The 20,062-nt window shown below is 70.0% G+C and carries 24 protein-coding genes; 13 read left to right on the top strand and 11 right to left on the bottom strand.

The window, feature by feature from the left end:
* Nucleotides 1-62: 62 nt before the first annotated feature.
* Nucleotides 63-581: an N-acetyltransferase gene (locus FVA80_RS27615; protein ID WP_147906368.1), complete on the top strand. Its 519-nt coding sequence runs from the start codon at nucleotides 63-65 to the stop codon at nucleotides 579-581.
* A 30-nt stretch (nucleotides 582-611) separates the two neighbouring features.
* On the opposite strand, the gene FVA80_RS27610 is transcribed toward FVA80_RS27615, so the two are convergent.
* Both FVA80_RS27610 and FVA80_RS27605 read right to left on the bottom strand, forming a co-directional pair.
* Nucleotides 612-1,793 carry a multidrug effflux MFS transporter gene (locus FVA80_RS27610; RefSeq protein ID WP_147906367.1) on the bottom strand — a complete coding sequence of 394 codons (1,182 nt, stop codon included), beginning with the start codon at nucleotides 1,791-1,793 and terminating at the stop codon, nucleotides 612-614.
* 92 nt (nucleotides 1,794-1,885) lie between these two features.
* On the bottom strand, nucleotides 1,886-2,860 hold the full coding sequence (locus tag FVA80_RS27605) for a cytochrome c family protein (protein WP_147906366.1): 975 nt from the start codon (nucleotides 2,858-2,860) through the stop codon (nucleotides 1,886-1,888).
* Nucleotides 2,861-3,158: 298 nt separating this feature from the next.
* On the opposite strand from FVA80_RS27605, the gene FVA80_RS27600 reads away from it, so the two are divergent.
* From FVA80_RS27600 to FVA80_RS27585, 4 genes are all read left to right on the top strand, one after another.
* Nucleotides 3,159-3,902, top strand: a complete 744-nt coding sequence (locus tag FVA80_RS27600; RefSeq protein ID WP_147906365.1) for a 3-deoxy-manno-octulosonate cytidylyltransferase — start codon at nucleotides 3,159-3,161, stop codon at nucleotides 3,900-3,902.
* A gap of 25 nt (nucleotides 3,903-3,927) precedes the next feature.
* Entirely contained in the window at nucleotides 3,928-4,785 is an 858-nt protein-coding gene (locus tag FVA80_RS27595) for a prephenate dehydratase (RefSeq protein WP_147906421.1), read from the top strand.
* Nucleotides 4,786-4,850: 65 nt separating this feature from the next.
* Nucleotides 4,851-5,147, top strand: coding sequence for a BrnT family toxin (locus FVA80_RS27590; RefSeq protein ID WP_147906364.1), 297 nt, complete (start codon nucleotides 4,851-4,853; stop codon nucleotides 5,145-5,147).
* 13 nt (nucleotides 5,148-5,160) lie between these two features.
* Entirely contained in the window at nucleotides 5,161-5,430 is a 270-nt protein-coding gene (locus FVA80_RS27585; RefSeq protein WP_147906363.1) for a BrnA antitoxin family protein, read from the top strand.
* Between the two features lie 7 nt (nucleotides 5,431-5,437).
* On the opposite strand, the gene FVA80_RS27580 is transcribed toward FVA80_RS27585, so the two are convergent.
* Entirely contained in the window at nucleotides 5,438-6,163 is a 726-nt protein-coding gene (locus tag FVA80_RS27580) for a tyrosine-protein phosphatase (RefSeq protein ID WP_147906362.1), read from the bottom strand.
* Nucleotides 6,164-6,379: 216 nt separating this feature from the next.
* On the opposite strand from FVA80_RS27580, the gene FVA80_RS27575 reads away from it, so the two are divergent.
* The gene (locus FVA80_RS27575; RefSeq protein WP_147906361.1) at nucleotides 6,380-6,886 is read left to right on the top strand and encodes a GNAT family N-acetyltransferase; all 507 of its coding nucleotides are present in this window, start codon (nucleotides 6,380-6,382) and stop codon (nucleotides 6,884-6,886) included.
* 111 nt (nucleotides 6,887-6,997) lie between these two features.
* Complete coding sequence (gene ppa, locus FVA80_RS27570) at nucleotides 6,998-7,531, top strand: inorganic diphosphatase (RefSeq protein WP_007559546.1); 534 nt, start codon at nucleotides 6,998-7,000, stop codon at nucleotides 7,529-7,531.
* Between the two features lie 235 nt (nucleotides 7,532-7,766).
* Here the strand turns inward: ppa and FVA80_RS27565 are convergent, their stop codons facing one another.
* Nucleotides 7,767-8,300, bottom strand: coding sequence for a gamma carbonic anhydrase family protein (locus tag FVA80_RS27565; RefSeq protein WP_147906360.1), 534 nt, complete (start codon nucleotides 8,298-8,300; stop codon nucleotides 7,767-7,769).
* 136 nt (nucleotides 8,301-8,436) lie between these two features.
* Between FVA80_RS27565 and FVA80_RS27560 the strand changes: the two genes are divergently transcribed.
* Both FVA80_RS27560 and FVA80_RS27555 read left to right on the top strand, forming a co-directional pair.
* Nucleotides 8,437-8,715 (top strand): hypothetical protein, encoded by a 279-nt coding sequence (locus tag FVA80_RS27560; RefSeq protein WP_147906359.1) that lies wholly within the window; start codon nucleotides 8,437-8,439, stop codon nucleotides 8,713-8,715.
* A gap of 179 nt (nucleotides 8,716-8,894) precedes the next feature.
* Nucleotides 8,895-9,074: a hypothetical protein gene (locus tag FVA80_RS27555; protein WP_147906358.1), complete on the top strand. Its 180-nt coding sequence runs from the start codon at nucleotides 8,895-8,897 to the stop codon at nucleotides 9,072-9,074.
* 41 nt (nucleotides 9,075-9,115) lie between these two features.
* On the opposite strand, the gene FVA80_RS30795 is transcribed toward FVA80_RS27555, so the two are convergent.
* On the bottom strand, nucleotides 9,116-9,280 hold the full coding sequence (locus FVA80_RS30795; protein WP_187193529.1) for a hypothetical protein: 165 nt from the start codon (nucleotides 9,278-9,280) through the stop codon (nucleotides 9,116-9,118).
* Between the two features lie 215 nt (nucleotides 9,281-9,495).
* Nucleotides 9,496-10,014 (bottom strand): META domain-containing protein, encoded by a 519-nt coding sequence (locus FVA80_RS27550; RefSeq protein ID WP_147856784.1) that lies wholly within the window; start codon nucleotides 10,012-10,014, stop codon nucleotides 9,496-9,498.
* A gap of 241 nt (nucleotides 10,015-10,255) precedes the next feature.
* Between FVA80_RS27550 and FVA80_RS27545 the strand changes: the two genes are divergently transcribed.
* The 4 genes from FVA80_RS27545 (at nucleotide 10,256) to FVA80_RS27530 (ending at nucleotide 12,917) form a co-directional block, all read left to right on the top strand.
* Nucleotides 10,256-10,579 carry a helix-turn-helix domain-containing protein gene (locus tag FVA80_RS27545; protein WP_246692169.1) on the top strand — a complete coding sequence of 108 codons (324 nt, stop codon included), beginning with the start codon at nucleotides 10,256-10,258 and terminating at the stop codon, nucleotides 10,577-10,579.
* Between the two features lie 162 nt (nucleotides 10,580-10,741).
* The gene (locus FVA80_RS27540; RefSeq protein WP_147906357.1) at nucleotides 10,742-11,479 is read left to right on the top strand and encodes a PIG-L deacetylase family protein; all 738 of its coding nucleotides are present in this window, start codon (nucleotides 10,742-10,744) and stop codon (nucleotides 11,477-11,479) included.
* On the top strand, nucleotides 11,476-12,069 hold the full coding sequence (locus tag FVA80_RS27535) for a class I SAM-dependent methyltransferase (RefSeq protein WP_147906356.1): 594 nt from the start codon (nucleotides 11,476-11,478) through the stop codon (nucleotides 12,067-12,069). Before FVA80_RS27540 ends, FVA80_RS27535 begins: the two co-directional genes overlap by 4 nt.
* A complete protein-coding gene (locus tag FVA80_RS27530) occupies nucleotides 12,066-12,917 on the top strand; it encodes a galactosyltransferase-related protein (RefSeq protein ID WP_147906355.1) in 852 nt (283 codons plus the stop codon). The genes FVA80_RS27535 and FVA80_RS27530 overlap by 4 nt, the downstream gene beginning before the upstream one ends.
* 91 nt (nucleotides 12,918-13,008) lie before the next feature.
* Here FVA80_RS27530 and FVA80_RS27525 read toward each other — a convergent pair whose 3' ends face one another.
* From FVA80_RS27525 to fchA, 5 genes are all read right to left on the bottom strand, one after another.
* Nucleotides 13,009-13,980, bottom strand: coding sequence for a CoA ester lyase (locus FVA80_RS27525; protein ID WP_147856921.1), 972 nt, complete (start codon nucleotides 13,978-13,980; stop codon nucleotides 13,009-13,011).
* 107 nt (nucleotides 13,981-14,087) lie between these two features.
* Entirely contained in the window at nucleotides 14,088-16,850 is a 2,763-nt protein-coding gene (locus tag FVA80_RS27520) for a phosphoenolpyruvate carboxylase (RefSeq protein ID WP_147906354.1), read from the bottom strand.
* Between the two features lie 241 nt (nucleotides 16,851-17,091).
* Nucleotides 17,092-17,982, bottom strand: a complete 891-nt coding sequence (gene sucD / locus FVA80_RS27510) for a succinate--CoA ligase subunit alpha (RefSeq protein ID WP_147856025.1) — start codon at nucleotides 17,980-17,982, stop codon at nucleotides 17,092-17,094.
* Nucleotides 17,983-17,996: 14 nt separating this feature from the next.
* Nucleotides 17,997-19,175 (bottom strand): malate--CoA ligase subunit beta, encoded by a 1,179-nt coding sequence (locus FVA80_RS27505; RefSeq protein WP_147856026.1) that lies wholly within the window; start codon nucleotides 19,173-19,175, stop codon nucleotides 17,997-17,999.
* 239 nt (nucleotides 19,176-19,414) lie between these two features.
* Nucleotides 19,415-20,059: a methenyltetrahydrofolate cyclohydrolase gene (gene fchA, locus FVA80_RS27500; RefSeq protein WP_147906353.1), complete on the bottom strand. Its 645-nt coding sequence runs from the start codon at nucleotides 20,057-20,059 to the stop codon at nucleotides 19,415-19,417.
* Between the last annotated feature and the right edge of the window lie 3 nt (nucleotides 20,060-20,062).

Raw genomic sequence — 20,062 nt, 5'->3', positions numbered from 1 at the left:
ACGGTTTGCGAGCCCGGGCCGGCGCTGCTACGCGGCGGCGGTTCCGAGCCGCGAGCCCGCCCTTGACCACACTCTCCCTCGTCATCAGGCCCGAGCGGCCGGAGGACGCACCCGCGATCGATCGCCTCCAGGCCCGGGCCTTCGGTCCCGGACGGTTCGCCCGCACCGCCTATCGCCTGCGCGAGAAGGCGGCCGAGCGGATGGACCTCGGCGTCACCGCCTCGGTCGGCAGCTTCCTGGTGGGCTCGGCGCGGATGGGCCCGGTGCGCACCGGGTCTTCGCGCTTCGTCATGCTCGGTCCCCTGGCGGTCGACCCGAGTTTCGAGGGCCGCGGCATCGGCGGCACCTTGACCCGCGCGGCGATCGAGGCGGCGCGGCAGGCCGGCGAGGGTCTGGTGATCCTGGTGGGCGACGCACCCTATTACAGCCGCTTCGGCTTCACCCCTGTGCCGCCGGGCCGCCTGACCCTGCCGGGCCCCGTGGACCCGGCCCGCGTCCTATGGCTGGAACTGGCCGACGGTTTTCGCCAGGGCATATCGGGCGCCGTGGAAGCGTTGCGCCCGGAAGAGTCCCGGTCTTGAGCTTTCTGTCGCTTCGCGGGGCGGCCGCGGTCACGCCCGCCGCAACGCCAGGGCCGCGATCAGCCCGGCGGTGAGCAGCGCCAGGGCCACGGGGGTGGCCGAGGTCGCGGGCCAGGCCGAGGCCGCGGCCGTGAACAGGGCCCCGAAGGTCATCTGGGTGAAGCCGTAGAGGCTGGAGGCCGAGCCCGCCGCGTGCGGATCGACGTTCATCAGCCCGGCCACCGCGTTGGGGCTGAGCAGGCCGACCCCGACCGCGTAGGCGAAGAGCGGCACGATCAGGGTCACGACGCCGAGCATCCCGCTCCGGTCGACCAGCAGCAGCGCCAGCGCCGCCGCGATGCAGAGCAGGTTGCCGCTGCGAGCCGCCTTGCGGATCGGCACCCGGGTCGCGAGCCGGCTCGCCAGCACGGCGCCGCCGACCATGCCGAACACGACGATCAGGCAATCGAACCCGACCTCCTGCGAGGAGCGCCCGAGCCGGTCCACCAACAGGAACGGCGCCACCGCCAGGAACGCGTAGAGGCTGGTGCCGCCGCAGGCCCCGGCGACCAGATAGGCGCGGAACACGGGTACCTTCACCAGCCGCAGGTAGCCCGCCAGGATCGCCACGAGTCCCGGCAGAGCCACCTTGTGCCGATTGGTCTCCGGCAGGGTGAACACCACGAGGGCGCCGAGCACCGCGACGATCCCGGCGAGCACCACGAACACGGCGCGCCAGCCGAAGGCCTCGTTCACCACCCCGCCGATCGCCGGGGCCAGGGCGGGGGTCAGCGTCATGGCGGTGGTGAGGATCGCGAGCTTCCGGGCCGCGTCCTCCCGGGTCGAGACGTCCCGCACCATGGCCCGGCCGATCACCAGGGAGCCGCAGGCCCCGAGCGATTGCAGCACACGCGCCACCAGGAGCACGCCGATGCTCTGAGCCGGGATCGCCAGCAGCAGCCCGGCGAGGTAGAGGCCGAGCCCGCCGATCAGGATCGGACGCCGCCCGAACCGGTCGGAGAGCGGCCCGTACAGCAGCTGGCCGCCCGCGAGCCCGATCAGGTAGACCGTGATGGTGAGTTGCGCGGCGGCCGTCGTGATGCCGAGGTCGGCAGCGGCGGAGGCGAGCGCGGGCACAAAGATGTGCAGCGCCACCGTGCCGGTCATGGTCACGCCGACCAGCAGCGGCAGGGGCGCCCGGCGCGCTGCCGGTTCCGGACTTCGATCGGGCAAGCGGAATCCTTATCGGTGTCTGACCCGAACGGAGATCGGGTCGCGGACGCCTCAAGGCAAAGGCCGGGCCTGAACGCCCGGCCGGGTCGCCGCTAGTTCTTCGGCGTCGGCAGGGGCGCGTTCTGGTCCTTGGTCGGGCCGTCGACCTCCAGGTCCTTGGCGCGATCCACCGCCTCGGGGTTGGCCTGAGCCGGCGGCTCCTTGGCGGCCGGGGCGGACGGCGCCGTCGGCTCGGCCGGGATCAGGCTCGACGGCGTGCCGTGCTGGTCGCCGTCATGAGCACCGGCCGGCGGAGCCGGAGCGTTGCGGTCGCTCGACTCGCTCGGCGCCCGGGGGCTGCCGGCGGACTTCTCCTCGACCGGCTTGGCCGTGCTGGTGTCGGCGGGCTTGGCCGGGCTGTCCTTGCCCTCGGAGCCCTTTCCGGCCGCGGGCTTGGCAGCCGAAGGCTTCTCCTCGGACGCCGGCGCGGGTGCGGGCTTGTCCTCGGGCTTGGCGGCGGCCGGAGCGGCCTCGGGCTTCGCCTCGGTCTTCTCGACGGCGGGCAGAGGCTTGGGGCTGTCGGCGTTGTTGCGCAGGTAGGCGATGACGTTGGCCCGGTCCTGCGGCGACGCGATGCCGGCGAAGGCCATCTTGGTGCCCTTGGCGTAGGCCTTCGGGTTGGTGAGGAACGCGTCCAGGTCGTCGTAGGTCCAGGTGCCGCCCTTCTCCTTCAGGGCCGCCGAGTACTCGAAGCCGGCATGCCCCCCCTTCGGGCGCTCGACCACGCCGTACAGGTCCGGGCCGACCTTGTTGGGGCCGCCCTTCTCGAAGTTGTGGCAGGCATGACAGGCCTTGGTGCCGGCCTCGCCCTTCTCGACGTTGGCGCTGGCGAGCCGGACGGCGATTGGCTCGACCTTGGCCTCCGGTGCCGCCGCGGCGGTCTGCGGCTCAGGCTCGGGCAGGTCGTAGCCGGCTTTGCCGGCCGGCTTCGGATGGTAGATCAGCTCGGCGACGAAACCCGATCCGGCCGCGAACAATAAGGCGCCGAGGACGGCGCCGAGAACCTTGTTCACCTCGAACGAGTTCATGCTCTTCTCTCGATCTGCCCATGCCCGTCACAGGCAGGCACGCCGGGACACAGGACCTTGGAAGATTTCAAGGGTGCTTAGCCGTTCCGGCACGATCTTGACAATGCCGGTGGGGGGATACGTTCCGTCGCGGGGCGAAACGCGCGTTCCAAATCGCCGAGCTTGTTACCCGGCGGCATCATTTTGCCGGATCGTGTGGCCCGACGCCCCGGTCCCGCAAGGGACGACAACCCGGAGCAGGCCTGCTAAGCACCCGCGCTTCGCTGGCGGACGCCTCAGCCTCAGGTCCGAGCCCTTCATGTCCGATCCCCTCGTGCTGATCCCGGCCCGCCTCGCCGCGACGCGCCTGCCGAACAAGCCGCTGGCCGAGATCGCCGGCGAGGCGATGATCGTCCATGTCTGGCGGCGGGCCATGGAGGCCGGGATCGGTCCGGTGGTGGTGGCGACCGACACGGCCGCGATCGCCCACGCCGTCGAGGCGGCCGGCGGCATCGCGGTGATGACCCGGGCCGACCACCCATCCGGCTCGGACCGCCTCGCCGAGGCGCTGGAGAGCGTCGATCCGGCGGGGCACCATGACGTGGTGGTCAACGTGCAGGGCGACCTGCCGACCATCGACCCGGCGATCATCGGGGCCTCGATCGGCCCGCTTTCCGACCGCACGGTGGACATCGTCACGCTCTGCGCACCGATCACCGATCCGCACGAGGCGGAGAACCCCAACGTGGTCAAGCTCGTGGGCCATCAGGTCGGCCCGGGGCGGCTGCGCGCGCTCTATTTCACCCGCGCCCGCGCCCCCTGGGGCGACGGCCCGCTCTGGCATCATATCGGCCTCTACGCCTATCGCCGCTCCGCGCTGACCCACTTCGTCGCCCTCCCCCCCGGCGAGCTGGAGACGCGGGAAAAGCTGGAGCAATTGCGGGCGCTGGAAGCCGGCATGCGCATCGATGCCGTCATCGTCGACGACCTGCCGCTCGGCGTCGACACCCCAGCCGACCTGGAGCGCGCCCGCGCCCTGCTCCAGGCCCGACGCCTGAACTGAACGCATGACCAACGCACCGACGCCCATCACCGACCGCACCATCGCCTACCAGGGCGAGCCCGGGGCCAATTCGCACATCATCTGTGCGCAGGCCTTTCCGGACTGGACGCCGTTGCCCTGCCCCACCTTCGAGGACGCCTTCGCGGCGGTCACGGAGGGCCGGGCCCAGCGGGCCATGATCCCGATCGAGAACTCGATCGCCGGCCGGGTGGCCGACATCCATCACCTGATCCCGACCTCGCCGCTGCACATCGTGGCCGAGCACTTCCTGCCGATCCACTTTCAGCTGATGGTCCTGCCGGGCACGGCGCTGGAGGCGGTGCGGACCGTGCACAGCCATGTCCACGCGCTCGGCCAGTGCCGACGGATCGTCCGGCGGCTCGGCGTGAAGGCCGTGGTCGCCGGCGACACGGCGGGCGCGGCCCGCGAGGTCGCGGAGATCGGGGACCCGAGCCGGGCCGCCCTGGCACCCGCGCTCGCCGCCGAGGTCTACGGCCTCGACATCCTGGAGCGCGACGTCGAGGACGAGGCGCACAACACCACCCGCTTCGTGGTGTTCTCCCCCGATCCCGAGCCGGCCGCGGCCGGGGCCGGCCCGTGCGTGACGAGCTTCGTGTTCCGCGTCCGCAACATCCCGGCCGCGCTCTACAAGGCACTGGGCGGGTTTGCGACCAACGGCGTCAACATGTCGAAGCTCGAGAGCTACATGATGGACGGCGAGTTCACCGCCACGCAGTTCTACGCGGAGGTGGACGGCCACCCCGAGGATCCGGGCCTCGCCCGGGCGCTCGACGAACTCGGCTATTTCTCCCGCGAATTGCGGGTGGTCGGCACCTACCCGGCCCACCCGTTCCGCGAGGCCGCGCGGCCGGCGGCGGAGTAAAGGCATCTGGAGGGCGTCTGCGGGACGGGTCTTGCAGTAACGACAATCCGTAACTACGCTACACCATGGGCTTTCAGTGGGAGCCCGAGAAGGATGCGGCGAACCAAGCCAAGCATCTCATCGGATTCCGCCAAGCGGCCGAGATCTTTCGCGGTTTTAGGCTGACCCGCGAAGACACGCGCCGCGACTATGGCGAGCGTCGGTTCATCGCACTGGGTCTGTACGATGATGCTGTGCTGCGGGTGGTCTACGTTCAGCGGGCGGGCGACATCCGCATCATCTCGGCATGGAAGGCGAGCCGCCATGACAGGCAAGTCTACGCAGAGGCGCGTACCAGAGCGGGCGGCGACCGTCCGGTTTGACGACTATACCGACATGCCCGCGGCAGAGCCGCTCAGCCCGGCGTTCAACGTCTTGGATGATGCGGAGATCGAGCGGCGAGCCGCAGCCGACCCCGATGCCGGATTAATTCCGCCGGGCTTCTGGGACGAGGCTTCACCGTCGACCGTCGAGACGAAGGAGCAAATCACGCTACGCCTCGACTCGGATGTGCTGCGGCATTTCCGGAGCGCCGGAAAGGGCTACCAATCGCGGATCAACGCGGTGCTCAAAAGCTACGTCAGGGCGCAGGACAAACGACGTTAGGGCGGCCTCACTCCCGCCGCAGCACCGTATCCGCGGCGAGGTCCGACCAGAACCCCGGCCGAAAGTCGCGCTTGAGCGCCTCCGGATCGTAGATCGTCTCGACCCAGGTCAGGAAATCGATGCCCCTCGCCTCACCCTCCACCAGGTACCGGGCGAAGAATGCGTCGAGGATGCCGGTCTTGGCAAAGCGGAGATGGCCGTAGCGGACCGAGAGCTGGCGGGCGGCCTCGGCCACCGGGCGGCCCTCGTGCAGGATCAGGTAGAGCGCCGAGGCGAGCCCGGCCCGGTCGGCGCCCGACTTGCAGTGCATCACCGCCGGGTACTGGATGTCGGCGAAGAAGGCCTTCGCGCGGAGCAGGGTGTCCCGGTCGGGGGCCTCGCGGGAGCGCAGGACGAACTCCACCAGCGTGAGCCCATGCCGCTCGCACGCCTCGCGCTGCAGCGGCCACGAGCCGTGCTCGCGCCCGCCGCGCAGGGAGATGATCGTGCGGACGCCCTCGGCCCGGAAGCGGGCGAGCTGGTGCGGGCCGGGCTGGGCTGAGCGCCAGATCCGGCCCGTGCCCACCCGGTGTCGGTTGAGATAGGCCAGCCGGAACACGCCGTGATCGATCAGCAGCATGTTCGCCCAGGCCTTCAGCCGGTCGCCGGGGCTGGCGATCGGCCGCTCGAAGCGGGCGATCCGGGCCATGCGGCGCGCGTAGCGCGTTTCGGGCTTGAGGAAGCGGTTGAACACGATGAGGCTGCCGCGGAATCGGGAGCCGGCTCTACCAGCCCCCCGGAAGCCCGGCAATTCATCCGTCCGACCGCCCGATCGCGGCCTTTCCCCACCCCCACCGGAAAGTTCCGAAAAAACGGCGTCGATCTTGCCTTCACTCTGCCCGGATCGGGATCGAACCTGGGCGGACCGCGTGGGTTATCCGCAGGTCGCAAGGGGGAAGGCCGGAAGCCCATGAGCACGCGCACCACGAGCATCCGCCGGGCTCGCGAGGCCGACCTCGGCAGCCTGTCGACGGTGTTCGATGCGTCGTGGCGCGAGGCCTATCGCGGCATCATACCCGGCGTGGCGCTCGAGCGGCTGATCGCCGGGCGCGACCGGCCGTGGTGGCGCAGCGCACTACGCCGGGGCCGCCCGATCGCGCTGGTCGAGACCGGCGAGCGGGTGGTCGGCTACGCCGCCTACGGGCGCACCCGCAGCCGGGCGCTCGGCACGGAAGCCGAAATCGACGAGCTCTACCTGCTGCCGGAATACCAGGGCATCGGCCTCGGACGCCGCCTGTTCAAGGCGGTGCGCAACGATCTCGTCGATCACGGGCTGACCCAGCTGGGCGTGTGGAGCCTGGAGGACAACGACCGGGCCGGCGCCTTCTACGAGGGTCTCGGGGGCCGGGCCGGGCCGCGGGTGATGGACCGGGTCGCGGGCGTCGCCCTGCCCAAAGTCGGATACCTGTTCAGCTAACGTTTCCTGGGACTCGTCGCCGGCCCCGCACCGATACTGATTTGCATCGCGGGGCCAGGCATCTAAGAGGTCCGGGAAGCGGTGCAGACCGCATCCCGGAAGCGATACGCCATGAACATCGACGCCATCCCGCTCGGCAAGAAGCCCCCGCACGACGTCAACGTCATCATCGAGGTGCCGCTCGGCGGCGAGCCGATCAAGTACGAGATGGACAAAGAGTCCGGCGCGCTGGTGGTCGACCGGTTCCTCTATACGCCGATGTTCTACCCCGGGAACTACGGCTTCATCCCCCACACCCTGTCGGGCGACGGCGATCCCTGCGACGTGCTCGTGGCCAACACCCGCGCGGTGCTGCCGGGCGCGATCATCAGCGCCCGCCCGGTCGGCGTGATGGTGATGCAGGACGAGGGCGGCGAGGACGAGAAGGTCATCGCGGTGCCATCCCGCCACCTGACCAAGCGCTACGACCGCGTCGAGAACTACACCGACCTGCCCGACATCACGATCCAGCAGATCCAGCACTTCTTCGAGCACTACAAGGATCTGGAGCCGGGCAAGTGGGTGAAGTTCGTCCGCTGGGGCGACAAGGAAGAGGCCCACCGGCTGATCGAGGAAGCGATCGAGCGGGCCAAGGCCAAGAAGTGATTTTTCCGACGACAGGCAGACTAGGCCCTCCCCTCCCCCCTCTGCGGGGGAGGGTGGCTCCCGGAGAGGAGAGGTCGCGGCAGGCGTGAAATCCTGCGCCGTCGCGTTGCCCTTCTTGCAGAACTTCGGCGCGACCCGCCCTGACGGCCGGCCCACCCTCCCCGCGCAGAGGGAAGGGAGCGGCGTATTTCAGGCGCTTACTGACAAACCCGATCGGTAAGCCGGCGCACCGCCTTCACCCGTCGATGCGGCGCAGGCCGGCCTTGTAGCGCCGGCCATTCTCGACGTAGCGCAGGGCCGCCTGCCGCAGACCCTCCACGGCCTCGGGATCGAGGGTGCGCACGGCCTTGGCCGGCGACCCGACGATCAGGCTGTTGTCCGGAAATTCCTTGCCCTCGGTCACCAGCGCGTTGGCCCCGACGAGGCAGCCCCGGCCGATCCTGGCACCGTTCAGCACCGTCGCGCCCATGCCGATGAGGCTGCCGTCGCCGATCGTGCAGCCGTGGACGATGGCACCGTGGCCAACCGTGACATCCGTTCCGATCGTCAGCGGGAAACCGGGATCGACGTGCATGATCACGCCCTCCTGCACGTTGGTGCGGTCGCCGATGCGGATCGGCTCGTTGTCGCCGCGCAGAGCCGCACCGAACCAGATGCCGACATCGAGCCCGAGATGGACCCGGCCGATCACCTGAGCGTCCGGCGCGATCCAGACCCGGGCGGGATCGGCCAGCTCCGGGGCGTGGTCGTCGAGGGCGTAGAGCGGCATGGTTGGCTTCCGTCGCGGTGCTGATGTCTCGGGAGCGACGCGGCCGACGATGGGCATCGCCTGTCGCCGGAATGGCACAGGTCCGGGTCGCCTGCCAGTGCTAGGCTGGCGCTGCAACCGGGGGCGAGGCGCGGGCTTGAAGCGGATCACGGCATCGATCGGGCTCGCCGTCCTGCTGCTCGCGCAATCGGCCGACGCGGCGGACTGGCACGATGGCGTCCGACGGAGCGGCTTTCGGGCCACCTGCGAGGACCTCGCGACGTTCTGCTTCGCGGATGCCTGCGGGGGCGATCAGATCGATGCCGCCGAGACCTGCCGGGCGCGCTGCCCGAGCGCGGTGATCCTCAGCGTCGTGCCAGCCGCCTGCCGGATCCCTGGCGCTACATCCGGACCGATTCTCCGAAGCCGCGGCTGAGATGTCGGCATGATCCGATCCGGGCAAGACGAAGGATCAGAAGTCATCGCCGAGAAAAAAAACGTCGGCCTGCGGCAACGAAACGCGGAACCCGGCATTGACCGTGCTCAAACAGCTCACGAGTCACCTCGACAACGCGGACCGTTACTCGCGCAAGCGCGAGACCGGAAGCAAACAGCATGATCAACGACGATCTCAACCCGCCGCATGCCGGTCTGAACGCGGATCCCATTCTGTACGGGGTTGCGGCCGGATTGGCCGCCCTGTTTCCGCCGGTGCTGTTGCACGGCCGGGACTCGGCCGACCTGACCGCGCCGTCAGACGGCGACGAGGATCGGGAGACGCGCGACACGGAGTGAGCGCGACGTGCCGGCAACGCGGGCGCCACGGCTCCCGACCGTCACGCGGCGAGCCGCGCGATCAGCAGCACCGTCGCCAGGATCGGTGCAGCGGCAGCAAGCCAGAGCGCCCCGGAATGGATCGCGGGCGGCGCGGTGAAGCGAAGAGGCCTCGAGACGCCAGGGCGCAGCGGCACCCGATCCCTCAACCCGATACCGACTGCCATGCGCCGTCTCCTCGATACCCGAGGAGAAAATCCCGATCGCCCTCAAGGGCGTCTGAATCGTGGGCGGCGTTCGTGCAGCGTGGTGAATTCGGCCTTAAGCCGGCCGACGTGGCCCGCCCTATTCCGCGTTGCCCGAGTCGGCGGAAACCCCAGGAGCGGAGACGTCAGGAACCGTCCTGCCGCTCAAACGACCAGTGACCGGGCAGATTGGGCGGTCAGAGCGCCCGGTCGAATTTCAGCTCGCCGTTCGGGCTCTTCAGCACCAGCTGGGAGCCGACGAGGTCCCACACCGCCGCGGTGCGCAGGGCGACGAAGAACGCCTGCTCGGTGGCCGCGAGACCCTTGTCGCAGCTCTTCTTGGTGAGGGCGAGGGGACCGACCGCGAGGTGCTGATCTTTGAGCGGGAAGGCGGTCGCCGCGAAGGTGTTGCAACCGCCGTAGCCGCGGGCGCGGTACTGCTTGTCGATGATGAAGCTCGGACGGTCGCCGCCGGTGAAGGGCTTGCCGTTGAGGCTCACCGCCGTCCAGGTCGAGTCGAGCGGGAAGATCTTCTCGCTCGCCTTCGTGCCGGGCACGTATTGCGGCTTCTTCTCTTCCTCGCCGCCGGGGCGGCGGTTGCCTCGGCCGAAGCCCGTGGGCGCTCCGCCGCCCATCTGGGCTTGGGCCTGCGTGGCGGCAGTCAGGTCCACGGCCATCACGGCACAGGCCAGGGTAGCGATCAGCACCGCTCTCATCGTTCCGCCCTCATCGTGCGCGCACGGCGCCCAGTCCATCGTCCATCCGGGGGACGCGACGGCCGCCCGACTCCCCCCTGAGTCGCACGGCGTGGTCGCCCCGAATCCATACACTCCGGCGCATGCGACGGAATTTCAGCACAATTATGGTCGTGGCGCATCGCGCGGTGCCCGGAAACGATCGGCGACCGATATCGTTGTCGATCATCCCGAAAGGGACCAACGACGGGTGGAGGACGACGTGGCAGGATCGGACGAGGGCGGCCAAGCCGGGGCGAGCACGCTGGCGATGAGCTCGGCGCAGTCGCGGGCGGCCCGGGGGCTGCTCGGATGGTCCGAGGCGGAACTCGCCGCCAAGGTCGGCCTCGACGAGCGGTTCGTGCGCGATTTCGAGAGCGGCTACGGCGACCCGCCGAGCGGGCAGATCGAGGCCCTGCGCAGCGCGCTCTGCACGGCGGGCGCAGTGTTCGACGACGTGCCGAATCCCGGTGTCCATCTGGCGGCCCAGGCCAAGGCCGACGAGGGCGTCCGGCTCGGCGCGCTCACCACGGAGAACGATCGGTAGAGAGCCCGCCGCGGACGGCGCCGCTCATGGCGCGTTCAGCCGCCGGGGCCGATAGCCGGAGGGCAAGACCTGCTCGCCGTCCCAGGAGCGATCCGTGACCGTTCACGCCAGCCCCACGATCCGCAACGGCGCCCCGGGCGCCTCCGCGACGGGGACAAGCTGATGCGGGCCGACGCCTTCCTGACCGCCTCCGACGCGCTGCCGGTGGCGGATCTCTCCACCTTGGTGGAGCGGGGCGGCCTTGTCGTGGTCGCGCCCCATCCCGATGACGAGAGCCTGGGCTGCGGCGGCCTGATCGCGGCGGCCCGCGCGGCGGGACGGCCGGTGCATCTCGTGGTCGTGAGCGACGGGTGCGGCTCGCACACCCATTCCCGCGTGTACCCGCCGGAGGCGCTGCGCACCCTGCGCGAGGCGGAGACGCTCCGGGCGGTGTCGATCCTCGGCCTCGCGGCGGCGGACGTGACCTTTCTGCGCCTGCCCGACGCGCATGTGCCGAGCGACGGCCCCGAGGCTGAAGCCGCGGCGCACGCGGTGGTGCAGGCCGCGGCCCGGTGCGGTGCCGGCGCGGTCTTCGTGACCTGGCGACACGATCCCCATTGCGACCACAAGGCGGCCGCCGCCATCGTCGGACTGGCCCGGCGGCAGATGCCGGGCGTCGTGGTCTACGAATACCCGGTCTGGGGCTGGACCCTGCCGCCGGAGACCGAGGTCGGCCCGCCTCCGGATGGCCTGCGCCTGGACGTCTCGGCCCATCGCGAGACCAAGACCCGGGCGGTGGCGGCGCACGCATCGCAGACCACCGACCTGATATCGGACGATCCCCAGGGGTTCCGCCTCGAGCCCGCCATGATCGCGCGGCTCTGCGGCCCCTACGAGCGCTTCGTCAGGATTCCCGCATGAGCCGGCGAACCGAGACCCTCCCGGAGGATTACTTTGCCGGCATCTATGCCAGCGATCCGGATCCGTGGAAGTTCACGACCTCGGCCTACGAGCGGGACAAGTACGCCGCGACGCTGGCGGCACTGCCAAGGCCGCGCTACCGCTCCGCCTTCGAGCCGGCCTGCGCGATCGGGGTGTTCACCCGCGCCCTGTCCGAGCGCTGCGACAGGCTGCTCGCGGCCGATCCGGTCCTTGCCGCGGTCGAGGCGGCCCGCGCGCGCTGTGCCGACCGGCCGAGCGTGGAGATCCGCCAGGGCGCGCTCCCGGCGGACTGGCCGGAGGGCCGGTTCGACCTGATCGTGCTGGCCGAGTTCCTGTACTTCCTCGCCCCGCCCGACCTCGCCGCGCTGGTCCGGCGTGCCGGCGACGCGATCGAGCCCGGCGGCGACCTGATGCTGGTCCACTGGATCGGCGAGACGGACTATCCGCAATCGGGCGACGAGGCCGCCGAGAGCTTCATTGCGCAAGCCGCGCCGTTCGCAGAGCTGCTGCATCAGGCCCGGACCGACAAGTACCGGCTCGACGTGCTGCGCGCCGGAGACGCGGCGTGAGCACCACGGTCATCACCCTGAACAAAGGCCGGGGGGCGCATCTCGCCCGTCTGCTCGAAGGCCTCGCGCGCGGTGCCCCGCCAGACGCCTGCATCGTGGTCGAGATCGGCGGCGACGACTCGCCCTTGCCGGACCTGCCGTTTCCCATCGCGCGCGTCCCGTTCCGACGGGACGGCCTGCCGCTTGCGGCTGCGCGCAACGTCGGGCGCCGGGCAGCCCGCACCGACACGCTGATCTTCCTCGACGTCGATTGCATCCCGTCGAACGGCTTGGTCGCCGGCCTGTCGGGCGCAGTGGCCGAGCATGACGCCCTGATCTGCTGCGAGATCGGCTACCTGCCGGCCGGCGCGGTCACTGATGGCTGGCGGGAGGGGGACCTCCATCGGCTCGGCCATCCTCACCCGGTGCGCGCCTTCCCGGGGGCCGGCCTCGTGGCACCGGCACCGCAGCCCGGCCTGTTCTGGTCCCTGGCCTTCGCGGTGCGTGCCGCGACCTACGACCGGATCGGGGGCTTCGACGAGTCGTTCTCCGGCTACGGGGCCGAGGATACCGACCTGGCATTCCGGGCCGATGCGGCCGGGGTGCCAATCCTGTTCCTCGGCGGCCCGCGGGCCTACCACCAGCACCACGCGAGCTACGATCCGCCGCTGCAGCACTTCCGCGACATCGTCGCCAACGCCGGCCGCTTCCACACCCGCCACGGCTTCTGGCCGATGGACGGCTGGCTCGACGGGTTCAGTCGCCTCGGCCTGATCGCGGCCGACCGGTCGAACGGGATCGTGGTCTACCGCGATCCGACCCCGTCGGAGATGGCGGCGGCACGGCTGCCGGACACGCAGCCGTTCTGAGGGTGTCGTGAACGTCTTGCGTCGCGACCGATCATGCCGGCCGCGACGCAGGGCAAATCGCCCCTCCCCGTGGGGAAGGGCAAAGGCGGCCTCACGCCTTCATGGCATTCGCCTTCTCGATCAGCGCCTCGGCCATGCGGATCGACGCGATGTCGATCAGGCGGCCGTCGAGGGAGACGGCGCCGCGGCCGGCCTTGGCGGCCTCCTGCATGGCCTCCAGGATACGGCGGGCTTTGGTGACCTCGGCCTCGGACGGCGTGAACACCTCGTTGGCGAGGTCGATCTGAGAGGGATGGATCGCCCACTTGCCCTCGAAGCCCAGCGCGGCGCAGCGCTTGGCCGCCGACTTGTAGCCGTCCGGATCGGAGAAATCGCCGAACGGGCCGTCAATCGGGCGCAGGCCGTAGGCGCGGCAGGCCACCAGCATGCGGTTCTGGGCGAACAGCCACGGGTCCTGCCAATGGGTCTGGCGGTTGCCGGCCTCGTCCTTGTCGGTGAGCACCGAGAAGTCGGCGTTGACGCCGCCGATCACCGTGGAGCGGGCGCGCGTCGAGGCGGCGTAGTCGGCCACGCCGAAGGACATCGCCTCGAGGCGCTTCGAGGACTGGGCGATCGCCTCGACGTTGGCCATGCCGAGCGCGGTCTCGATCAGCACCTCGAAGCCGATCTGCTTCTCGCGCTTCTTGGCCTGCTCGATCTGGGTGACCAGCACGTCGATCGCGTAGACGTCGGCCGGCACGCCGACCTTGGGGATCAGCACCATGTCGAGGCGCGGGCAGGCTTCGACGATATCGACCACGTCGCGGTACATGTAGTGGGTGTCGAGACCGTTGATGCGGATCATCATGGTCTTGGTGCCCCAATCCAGGTCGTTCAGAGCCTGGATGATGTTGGTGCGGGCCTTCTCCTTGTCGTCGGGGGCGACCGCATCCTCGAGGTCGAGGAAGATCACGTCGGCGGTCGACTGAGCCGACTTCTCCATGAAGGTCGGGTTCGAGCCCGGGACGGCGAGTTCGGAGCGATGCAGGCGCGGCTTGGCCTGCTGGATCAGCGTGAAGCTCATGGGTGTTTCTCTCTCCTGGTGACGGTTCTGGTGCCGCCGGGGTGCGTAGGGATCGCCCTCCGGGAACAAGATGGGTCAGGTGTCGGGCTCAGACAGTGCACCCCACCTCACCCGGTCGAGCCGAAGCCGACCGCGATGCAGTTGATCGACAGGAGCAGGGCGGATTTCACCGCCTCGCGCCGGTCCTCGTCGGTCTCGGCCCGGTAGCGGGCCAGCAGCTCGACCTGCTCGCGGCCGACCTGGTTGATGGTCGGCAGCCGGCCCTTCAGCCGGTCGCGGAACAGCGGGAAGCGCTCGGCCAGCTCGGTTCCGCCGCTCACCCGCAGCACCATCTCGCGGGTGAGCGCGTACTCGGCCTCGATCATCGAGAAGATCCGGTCCCGGACCCCCGCATCCTGGACGAGGCCCGCATAGGCCCGGGCGATGTCGAGATCGACCATCATCAGGGTCTTCTCGACCTCGTCGAGGACGAGGCGGAACACGCGGGATTCCTGGAACAGGCGCTTCAGAGTCGCCTCGCCGTCCGGGCCGCGCACCTCGAGGAAGCTCGCGAGCCCCGAGCCGACGCCGTACCAGCCCGTGATCACGTGCCGGTTCTGCGACCAGGCGAACACCCAGGGGATCGCCCGGAGATCCGAGAGCGAGCGGGCGCCGAACCGGCGTGCCGGGCGCGAGCCGATATTCAGGAGCGCGATCTCGTCGAGCGGGCTCGCCGACTGGAAGTAATCGACCAGCCCGTCGGTCTGGAGGAGCCGGACATAGGCCGCCCGCGAGGCGCCGGCCAACGCCTCAAGGGCGTCGTCGTGGCCGACACTCGCCCGCTCGCCGTCGCCCGCCAGGGCGTGCTCGAACACCGAGGCGGCGAGCAGCTCCATCTGGTAGGCGGCGGTGCCGCGGTTGGCGTACTTGAACGAGACGACCTCGCCCTGCTCGGTGGTGCGGAACCGGCCGCGGATCGAGCCCGGCGGCTGGGCCATGATGCCCCGGTGGGTCGGCACACCGCCCCGGCTCACCGAGCCGCCGCGGCCGTGGAAGAACGCGATGCCGACGCCGAGTTCCTGGCCGAGGCGGGTGAGCTTGCTCTGCGCCTTGTACAGCTCCCAGTTGGCGGCGACGAAGCCGCCATCCTTGTTGGAGTCGGAATAGCCGATCATCACCTCTTGGACGCCGCCCTGCCAGCGGGTCGAGCGGCGCACCACCGGAACGGTCAGGAGTTCGCGCATGATCGCAGGGGCAGCGCGCAGGTCGTCGATGGTCTCGAACAGCGGCACGATCGCGAGCGGGCAGATCTCAGGGCGGATCTCCGGGCCGGCGGCATCAAGGAACACGCCGGCCTCCTTGGCCAGCAGGTAGGCGCCGAGCACGTCCTCCACGGAGCGGGTCATCGACAGGACGAAGGCGCCGAACGCCTCTCGGTCGAGGGTTTCGCGCATCTCGGCGACCAGCGCGAAGGTCGCCAGCGTCTCACGGGCGGCGTCGGGCAGGTTCTCGAAGGAGCGCTCGGGATCCCGGGGCCGCACCAGTTCGGCGTCGAGCCACTGCCGCCACGCCGCGGTGCCGAGCGCCGGAGGCTCGCCGTCGCCGTTGTGCTGGCGCCAGAGCGCCTGGAGCGTGTCGGTGGTCCGGGTGGTGTTCTCGCGCAGGTCGAGCCGGACCGTGGAGAAGCGGAAGATCTCGACCATGCGGCGGACCGGCCGGACCAGATCGCGGCCGAGCGCCCCGCACTTCGCGTCGTCCAGCCCGCGCTCCAGGGTGCGCAAGTCCTCGATCAGGCCGTCGGCGCTGGCGTAATCGGGGCCGGACGGGTGCTGGCCCTCGTTGCGGGCGATGGTGGCGTCGAGCTTGCGCAGGACGCAGGTGAGATACTGGCGATACGGCTCGCCGGGATTGCGCCGGGCGATGGCCCGGGCCTGCCCGCTCTCGGCGAGCTGCCGGTCGAGTTCCCGGCGGAACGTCTCGGGCAGCGGCAGCGCGCGCTCGGTGAGCGAGAGCGTCCGGCCGAGCTCGTGCACGCCGTCGCGGTAGCGGTTCAGCGAGGCCAGCGCGTTGCGGTGCAGGGCCTGCCGGGTGACCGCCGCGGTGACGTAGGGATTGCCGTCCCGGTCGCCGCCGATCCACGAGCCAAACTGGAAGAACGGCGGGACCCGGAACTGGGTGCCGGGATAGGCCTCGGCCAGGGACTCCTCGAGGGTGTCCATGGTCTCGGGCAGCATCTCGAACAGGGTCTCGTCGAAGAAGTGCAGCCCCCAGGCGACCTCCCGCTCGACGGTGGCCTTCTCCAGGTGCAGCTCGCCGGTCATCCAGACCAGCTCGATCTGATCCCGCAGCTCGTTCATCAGCCCGTTGCGCTCGCGGTCCGTCCAGCGCGGCATCTCCAGCTCGCGCAGCACCAGGTAGATCCGCCGGAACTTCTCCAGCACGGTCACCCGCTTGCCCTCGGTCGGGTGCGCGGTGAGCGTCGGCCGGATGCGCAGGTCGCTAAGCAGCGCCTGGATCTTTTCCGGTGGGATGCCCTGGGCGCGGGCGTCCGAAAAGACCTTGGCGAAGGAGCCGCTCAGCGAGGCCCGCCCCTCCGTCCGCTCGACATGGCGGCGTCGGCGCATCGCGGTGTTCTGCTCGGCAATCGAGATCAGGTGGAACCAGATGCCCTGCACCTGAAGCGCGCGCGCCAGCATCTCCGGCGAGAACCGAGAGATGTCGGCCGTGCCGTGCAGCACCGCCTCGAGATCGGGGTCGTGCCGACGGGCGACGTCGAGCAGGGCCTGGAACAGGATGTCGAGGGCCTGCTCGGCCGCGGTGCCGGTGATCACCGGAGGCGCGAAGGCGCTGGCCTCGGCGAGGCCGGGCGATGCGTGGAGGGTACGGGTCATGGAGCCACCTCGTGGCGCACGTTTTTTCAAAGGTCGGCGCGACGCACTCCCTCCCCCCTCTGCGGGGGAGGGTGGCCCGCGAAGCGGGTCGGGAGAGGGGAGCGACGCTTCCGGACAGCGCGTGACGGGCGCGAAACCCGCTACCGTCGCGCTGCCCCTCTCCCGACCCGGCCTGACGGCCGGCCCACCCTCTCCCGCAGAGGGGAGAGGGAGGACGTCGCGCTTTGCATCGGGCGCGGCGTCACGCCGCCCGGGCGAGCACGTCGGCCACGGTCTGGCCGAAGGAGCCGGGATCCGGCGCCACGGTCAGGCCGTAGGAGCGCATGATCTCGGCCTTCTCGGCGGCGCTGTCGCCGGCCGCCGAGATGATCGCCCCGGCATGGCCCATGCGGCGGCCCTTCGGCGCCGTCAGGCCCGCCACGAAGCCGATCACGGGCTTCGACATGTTGTCCCGGATCCAGGCCGAGGCCTCGGCCTCCTGCGGGCCGCCGATCTCGCCGATCATCAGCACCGCGTCCGTATCCGGGTCGGTCTCGAACAGGGCGAGGTGGTCGAGGAACGACGAGCCGTTGATCGGGTCGCCGCCGATGCCCACCGAGGTCGAGATCCCCAGCCCCAGCTCCTTCAGCTGGGAGGCAGCCTCGTAGCCGAGCGTCCCCGAGCGGGAGATCACGCCGACATTGCCCTTGAGGTAGATGTGGCCGGGCATGATCCCGAGCATCGCCTTACCGGGCGAGATGATGCCGGCGCAGTTCGGGCCGACCACCATGGTGCGGCGATCCCGCGGGTAGCGCATCAGGTAGCGCTTCACCCGCATCATGTCCTGGGCCGGGATGCCGTCGGTGATCGAGCAGACCAGCCGCAGACCGGCATCGGCCGCCTCCATGATGGCGTCGGCCGCGAAGGGCGGCGCCACGAAGGTGATCGACGTGGTGGCGCCGGTGGCGGCGACCGCCTCCTTGACGGTGTTGAACACCGGCAGGCCGAGATGGGTTCGGCCGCCCTTGCCGGGCGTGACGCCGCCGACGACGTTCGTGCCGTATTCGAGCATCTCCTTGGCGTGGAAGGTGCCCTTGTCGCCCGTGATGCCCTGGACGATGATCGGGGTGGTCTCGTCGATGAGGATGCTCATGGCGTGGTGTCCCCTCAGCGGTTCTTCTTGGCGGCGTCGCAGGCGTCGACCGCCTTGCGGGCCGCGTCCGACAGGGTGTCGGCGGTGATCAGGTCGAGGCCGCTGTCGGCCAGGATCTTCTTGCCCGCCTCGACGTTCGTGCCGGCGAGCCGCACCACCAGCGGTACATCGATCTTGACCTCCCGGGCGGCCTGGATGACGCCCTCGGCGACCCAGTCGCAGCGGTTGATGCCGGCGAAAATGTTGACCAGGATCGCCTTGACGTTGCGGTCCGAGAGCACCAGCCGGAACGCCGTGGCGACCCGCTCCGGGGAGGCGCCGCCGCCGACATCCAGGAAGTTCGCCGGCTCACCGCCCGCGTGCTTGATCATGTCCATGGTCGCCATGGCGAGACCGGCGCCGTTGACGATGCAACCGATCTCACCCTCCAGCCCGATATAGCTGAGGTTGTGCTCGGCGGCCTGCGCCTCGCGGGGATCGCCCTGCGACGGGTCGTGCATGTCGGCGATGCCCGGCCGGCGGAACATCGCGTTGTCGTCGAAGGACATCTTGGCATCGAGGGCCAGCACCCGGTCGTCCTTGGTGACGACCAGCGGGTTGATCTCGAGCATGGTGCCGTCGCAGTCGCGGAACGCCCGGTAGGCGTTCATGATGGTCTTCACCGCGGCCGAGACCTGCTTGATGTTCAGGCCGAGCTGGAAGGCGATCTCCCGGGCCTGAAATTGCTGCAGGCCCACCGCCGGCTCGACGACGACCTGGATCAGCGCCTCCGGCTCGTTGGCGGCGATCTCCTCGATGTCCATGCCGCCGCGCTGGCTGGCGATGACGCGTACGCGCTCGGCCTTCCGGTCCAGCACGTAGCCGAGGTAGAGTTCGCGCTCGAACGGATCGGCGGTCTCGACGTAGACGCGCTGGACAGGCTTGCCCTCGGGTCCGGTCTGGAGCGTGACGAGGCGCTTGCCCAGAAGCTCCTTGGCTGCGTCGCGGACCTCGTTGTAGGTCCGGCACAGCTTGATTCCGCCGGCCTTGCCGCGTGCGCCGGCGTGGATCTGGGCCTTCACGGCCCAGAACGAGCCGCCGAGTTCGGTGGCGGCATAGACCGCTTGATCCGGGCTGAACGCGATGGCGCCCTTCGGGACCGCCACACCGAAGCTCGCGAGCAGCTCCTTGGCTTGGTACTCGTGGACGTCCATTCGGCGCCTCCTCCGCGGTCGTTGCCGCCGTTTGACGCTGTCTACTTTAGTTGAGTGGGAAGATTACGCCCGTCAAATTTTTTGAGCCGCGGGTTCAGGCCGGCTTTTTCGCGGATGCGGTAGGAATCGCATCCACTATTGCAATGCAGCATCGCAGAAAAACAGCGAGGCCGGGCGCGTGATGCACCCGGCCTCGACTGTCGAACCACTTGCGTCCGCGGCGGCGGATGCGGCGCGTTTCAGTTCACCTTGGCCTTCACCACCTCGTAGACCTTCTCGCTCAGCGCTCCCGCCTCGCCGAGCAGGCCTTCGAGTTCCCGGAGCCGCTCGTCCGCGAACTCCCGGTCCTCGAGCCCCTTGGCGTTGACGTAGACGTTGAGCGCCGCGCTGCGCAGGCCCGCATAGGCCGACAGGACCGCCACGCCGGCGTCCGAGACGACGTTGAGATTGCCCTTCTCGGCGGTGATCGCGGCGAGATCGATGACCGCGCGGCAGGCCCGGCAGCAGGCGAGCGGCACGTCGGTGGCCGTGCGGAGCGCGGACTGGATCGCCGCGGCGCGCGACGCCTTCTCGTCGTCGGTGCCCTTGGGCAGGCCGTAGGCCCCCATGACGGCATCGAACGCCTGGACGTCCTCGCCGATCATGCCGGTCAGGACGACCCGCAGGCCCTCGGACCGGGCGAGCACGTCCTTCAGTTCGGCCTCGACCTCGACATACTTCTTCTTGCCGATGGTCAGGTTGCAGACCATCGACACCAGGGCTGCCCCCATGGCGCCGGAGATCGCGGCCGCACCGCCGCCACCAGGGGTCGGAGCGGCGCTCGCGAGTTCCGTCAGGAAGGTCTGGATGGTCGCCGTCTCGGGCGCCTGCTGCGTGTCCGACATGGG

It is taken from the genome of Methylobacterium sp. WL1 (genome assembly GCF_008000895.1).
Lineage (GTDB): Bacteria > Pseudomonadota > Alphaproteobacteria > Rhizobiales > Beijerinckiaceae > Methylobacterium.
The sequence above is the reverse complement of the archived record's forward strand: the minus strand, read 5'-3'. Positions and strand labels throughout refer to the sequence as shown.